Origin of the sequence: Synechococcus sp. R8-2, assembly GCF_047461715.1 — a bacterium.
Classification (GTDB): Bacteria; Cyanobacteriota; Cyanobacteriia; order Thermostichales; family Thermostichaceae; genus Thermostichus.
The window spans coordinates 1-4,670 of sequence record NZ_JANSHQ010000458.1 but is presented as its reverse complement, the minus strand read 5'-3'; the positions used below and the strand labels follow the sequence as shown (position 1 = coordinate 4,670).

Genomic DNA, 4,670 nt, shown 5'->3' with positions numbered 1-4,670 from the left:
TCGCGTCAGCGGTGCGGAGCACAACCGAGACTGCTGCTCCTGTTGGCGAGACCGGCTACGGTTGCGTCAGCAATGCGGAGCACAGTGGCGGGACGGAGTCCTCCTTGTCTTTGCAAGAGCTGGAAACTTTGTTTTACGTTCCTGCCAGCGTCAAAGAGGGCAAGGCCAAAACCCGCCAAGGCTTTAGGCCCATCTCCCCCGAAGCTTTGGATATCATTCTTGCGCAATATCGCAGCCAGGCCATTGCTTATTATCGCCTGGTAGAAGAGTGCGGATTGCCCTATGAAGATGCCCGTAACATCATTGGCTACGGGATCCGACAACACTTCGTGGTCTCTTTCAATTGCCGTAGTCTAATGCATTTTTTGGATCTACGAGCCAAAGAAGATGCTCAACGAGAAATTCAACATCTGTGTGAACTGATTTGGCCCCACTTTGAAGCGTGGTGTCCCCACGTGGCGGCCTGGTATCGTAAGCATCGCTGGGGAAAGGCTCGATTATCCCCCTAAACTTAGTTTAGATAGATATGCTCTGCTAACCCCTTCTGCGGCTAATCCTGTTTTTGATCTTTTGTTGGGTTACGGGTATGGATCCCGAAGCTTATGAGCAAATGGCAGGCTTAGAAGACCGGCATTGGTGGTTTTTGGGTCGCCGTCACATTCTGAGTCGGGTTATTGGATCCCTGTCGCTTCCCCCCTCTGCTTATATTTTGGAAGCTGGCTGTGGTAGCGGCGGCAACCTGGAGATGTTGTCCAGATTTGGCAAAGTTTGGGCTATGGAAAAGAGTGAAATTGCACTGCCGCTGGCCCAAGCTCGCGGTATTGGGATCGTGGCAGAGGGGGAGTTGCCAAACCGGATCCCCTTTGGTTCTCAACGATTTGATTTGATTGCTTTGCTGGATGTGCTGGAGCATCTGGAGAATGACAAAGAAGCTCTCCTAGCCCTCAGTCAAAGGTTAACCCCATCTGGCTACTTAGTTGTAACTGTTCCGGCTTATCCGTGGCTGTGGAGTTTACATGATGAGCTTAATCATCACAAGAGACGATATACCCGCGGGCAACTTTTGTCGTTGCTTAAAAGCTCAGGTCTAGAAGTTTATACCCTTGTTTTCTTCAACAGTTTTCTTTTCCCAATCATTTCAGGGATCCGCATAATGCAGAAAGTGCTTCGCCTGAGGGAAAGCCAAGATCTGAAAATGCCGCCGCTTTGGCTCAATCGACTGCTGACGGGTATTTTTGCTGCAGAAGCCTATCTGATACCTAAGTTTTCTCTGCCCTTTGGTGTATCTCTGCTGGCAGTAGCCGGCCCGGCAACGAAATCGTAGTATCCTGTCACCATTGCTGTTCTCAGACTGCACTTTGATCATTGCTTAAACTCTCATGTTTCGACATCCAATGTCTGCAATTCTGGTAGTTTCTACAACAGCCTTTTCCGACGGTACTTAACCCACTCAACAGGGATTTTTATCTCTTGCATGATGAGGATCCCAATTACTTAAAGAACTTATTTTGTGTCAGCAGCATGAAGTCCTTTGAAGCTGGGAAGGGCCGTCAATAGAATTATCTGGTGAGGGCTACCCATTCAAGTTTTGGTCAACACTGATCTTGTCCAATAGCCTCAGATGCACAATCTTTTCTGTAAGATTGTCAACAGTCTTGATGCCGAAGGAGATAACCCTTGGCCGAACGCGGCTATAAAACTCGTCTGGATCTGCATCGTTTGTGGGTGCCCTTGGCCTGTTTTGGCGATGGCCTTTGTATTTGGTTGGCCTTTGGGGCGGGCTACTGGCTGCGCAGCTTGCGTCCTCATCAGCTCTTGCCTTGGGATGTCTACGCGGCCTTGGGATTGTTGACCGCCCTCAGTTATTGGGGCATTCAGGCGGGCTTAGGCGGATACGGTGAGTCGAAGCGCTTGTCTCGCTTTGAAGAATGGGCCAGTTTGCTGGTGGGGTTGGGATTGACGTTTGGTTTGGTGCTGGCAGGGGCCTTTTTCGTTCGCTCGGTCTCTTTGTCGCGGCTGGTGGTGGGCTACGCCGGCTTGTTGGCTCTGCTGAGTTTGACTTTGGTACGGGTGGGGTTGCGGCTGGGCATGGGCTGGTTGTGCTCTAGGGGCTACGGTCGGCGGCAGGTCATCTGGGTGGGATCCTGGTCGGTGTTGGCGGAAGTGTTGGAGCGATTGCAGCGATCCCCGCAGTTGGGCTTCCAGGTAGTCGCCTGGGCAGGCGTAGAGCAAGGCTCTTTTGAGGAAGATCCCCCATCTCAAAATGGGGATCCCTGTCAAGATTCATATCCAGTACTAAACACCGCCCGCCCTACCTCTGGCGGGGTTGAGTCTGCCGACAGGACTCTGTCCGGCTCATCCCGAGGAACCCTCTCCTGCTTGTGCAGTCAGCTTGAGCCTTCCTGGTCGGCTCTTGAGCGTCTGGATCTGGTCCATTTGATTGCCTATCTGCAAGCCCACCCAGAAGTGCAGGAGGTGTGGTTTGGGCAACCGGAGCTGGCAACTGCTCCTCTGTTGCTCAGTTTGCAAACATTGTCGGTGCAGGTGCGCTTGGTGCCGGATATCTTAAGTTTTTTAACGGTGAACTTCAGCCTGCAGTCTCTCGACGGGATCCCGCTGCTAACTCTGCGTCAGCCCCCTTTGCGCTACGCCCACAACCGGTTCCTCAAGCGAGCTGTAGACATCCTAGGAGCTTCTCTGGGCCTGATCTTGCTTAGCCCTCTGTTTTTGATTATTGCCCTGCTGGTAGCCTGCACTAGCCCTGGCCCCATCTTGTACTGGCAGGAGCGGGTGAGCTTGGATGGCCGCCGCTTTTGGATTGCCAAGTTTCGCACCATGCGGGTGGATGCCGAGGGATCCGACCGGCCCGGCTGGACGCGCCCTGGGGATCCGCGCCGAACCAAGATAGGAGCCTTTTTGCGCCGCACCAACCTGGACGAGCTGCCCCAACTGTGGAACGTCCTGAAAGGGGAAATGAGCCTAGTGGGCCCCCGCCCAGAGCGGCCCTACTTTGTCGAGCAGTTTAGCCAGGAGATCCCCAAGTATCCGGATCGGCATTTGGTAAAAAGTGGCCTCACCGGCTGGGCCCAGATCCACGGCCTGCGGGGAGATACCAGCATTGCCCGCCGCACCCAGTATGATCTCTACTATGTGCAAAACTGGTCGCTGTGGCTGGATCTGCGCATCTTGGCCATCACCTTCTGGCAAGGGATCCGCGGACGGCTGGCCGGATACTAGGGGTTAGCGTATGCCATTCTCCCCCCAAGAGCTGCTCTACGAGGGCAAGGCCAAGCGCATCTACCGCACTGCCGATCCCAGGGTTTATCTTTGCCAATACAAAGACGACGCCACGGCCTTCAACGCCCAAAAGCGGGGATCCATCGCCGGCAAGGGAGAGGTGAATTGCACCGTCTCCAGCCATGTGTTTGCCTACCTGGCGCAGCAAGGGATCCCCAACCATTTCTTGGCCCAAACCGGCCCCACCGAGATGCAGGTGCGAGCCTTGCACATCCTGCCTTTGGAAGTGGTGGTGCGCAACCGCACAGCGGGTAGCCTCTGCCGACGGCTGGGCCTGGAGCAGGGCCTTCCCATCGAGCCGCCGCTGGTGGAGTTCTATTACAAAAACGATGCCTTGGGGGATCCCTTGGTAACCCCCGACCACATCCGCCTATTGCAGTTGGCCACGCCGGAGCAGGTGGAGCGCCTCGGATCCCTAGCTTTGGCCATCAACAACCATCTGCAGGCTTTCTGGCGAAGCTGCCGCCTAGAGTTGGTGGACTTTAAGCTGGAGTTTGGCCTGGACGAGAAGGGAGAGATCCTGCTAGCCGACGAGATTAGCCCCGATACCTGCCGTCTTTGGGATCTGGAGGGATCCGAGCCGCGAGTGCTGGACAAGGATCTCTTTCGCTTTGATCTGGGGGATCCAGTAGCTGGCTATCAAGAGGTGTTGCAGCGGGTGCTTCAGGCAGTGGGATCCCAATTCCTTCTCTCCTAGAGGGAGAGGAGCCAGGGGTGAGGGACTATAATCGCCTCAGCGATCCCACTCCCTTAACGCCCGAGCCTCCTTTCGCTTGTCGGGATCCCGCCATGACCTCTCCCCGCCCCCCCTACCCCGGCGAGCGTTTCCGCCGCCAACTGGCCGACCTGCTGGATGCCTGGGTGGAGCAGGGGTTGATTGAACCTGCCCAACGGGATCGCCTGCGGGAGTATTACCAACTGGAGAGTTTGCAACGCTCAGCCGGCGGGCGATTTGCCCTGGTGCTGCTGCTGTTTGGCGCAGTTCTGGTGGGCCTAGGGGTGATCTCCTTTGTGGCGGCCAACTGGGCTGCCATTCCCCGCTGGGCAAGAGCCTGGGGGTGCTTGGCCCTCATGGTAGGGCTGCAGGTGGCTGGCTTCCAGGTTTGGCAGCAGGGATCCCGACGGCTGGGCAGCGCCCTGCTGATAGCCGGTGAACTGACCCTGGGAGCCTGTATTGGCCTGATGGCGCAGTGGGTTCAGCTTGGCGGATCCGCGGCAGGCCTGTTTTGGGCCTGGGGGATGGGCGGTTTGGCCATGGCCTACGGCTTGCGTCACAGCCCCAGCGGTGTACTGGCCTGCCTTCTGCTGGGCTCGGGGATGGTAGCCGACTTCGTGGATTGGGGGACTGTCAACTTCCTGATACATTTACGCTG

At 56.1% G+C, this 4,670-nt stretch carries 5 protein-coding genes; all 5 read left to right on the top strand.

All coding sequences use genetic code 11. The features are described 5' to 3' along the window. Positions 1-509: FAD-dependent thymidylate synthase (locus NW819_RS10995; protein WP_414413759.1), on the top strand; the 509-nt coding region annotated here is incomplete at its 5' end. A gap of 77 nt (positions 510-586) precedes the next feature. Further along, complete coding sequence (locus tag NW819_RS10990) at positions 587-1,324, top strand: class I SAM-dependent methyltransferase (RefSeq protein WP_041436582.1); 738 nt, start codon at positions 587-589, stop codon at positions 1,322-1,324. Between the two features lie 353 nt (positions 1,325-1,677). Continuing rightward, a complete protein-coding gene (locus NW819_RS10985; RefSeq protein WP_414413758.1) occupies positions 1,678-3,237 on the top strand; it encodes a sugar transferase in 1,560 nt (519 codons plus the stop codon). A gap of 10 nt (positions 3,238-3,247) precedes the next feature. After that, a complete protein-coding gene (purC, locus tag NW819_RS10980) occupies positions 3,248-3,994 on the top strand; it encodes a phosphoribosylaminoimidazolesuccinocarboxamide synthase (protein ID WP_414413757.1) in 747 nt (248 codons plus the stop codon). Positions 3,995-4,011: 17 nt separating this feature from the next. After that, the coding region (locus NW819_RS10975) for a DUF2157 domain-containing protein (protein ID WP_414413756.1) at positions 4,012-4,670 on the top strand (659 nt) is incomplete at its 3' end.

What these genes read in the sequence shown, in the direction of transcription:
- purC (WP_414413757.1), top strand. Translation starts at nt 3,248, where the DNA reads ATGCCATTCTCCCCCCAAGAGCTGCTCTACGAGGGCAAGGCCAAGCGC.
- NW819_RS10990 (WP_041436582.1), top strand. Translation starts at nt 587, where the DNA reads ATGGATCCCGAAGCTTATGAGCAAATGGCAGGCTTAGAAGACCGGCAT.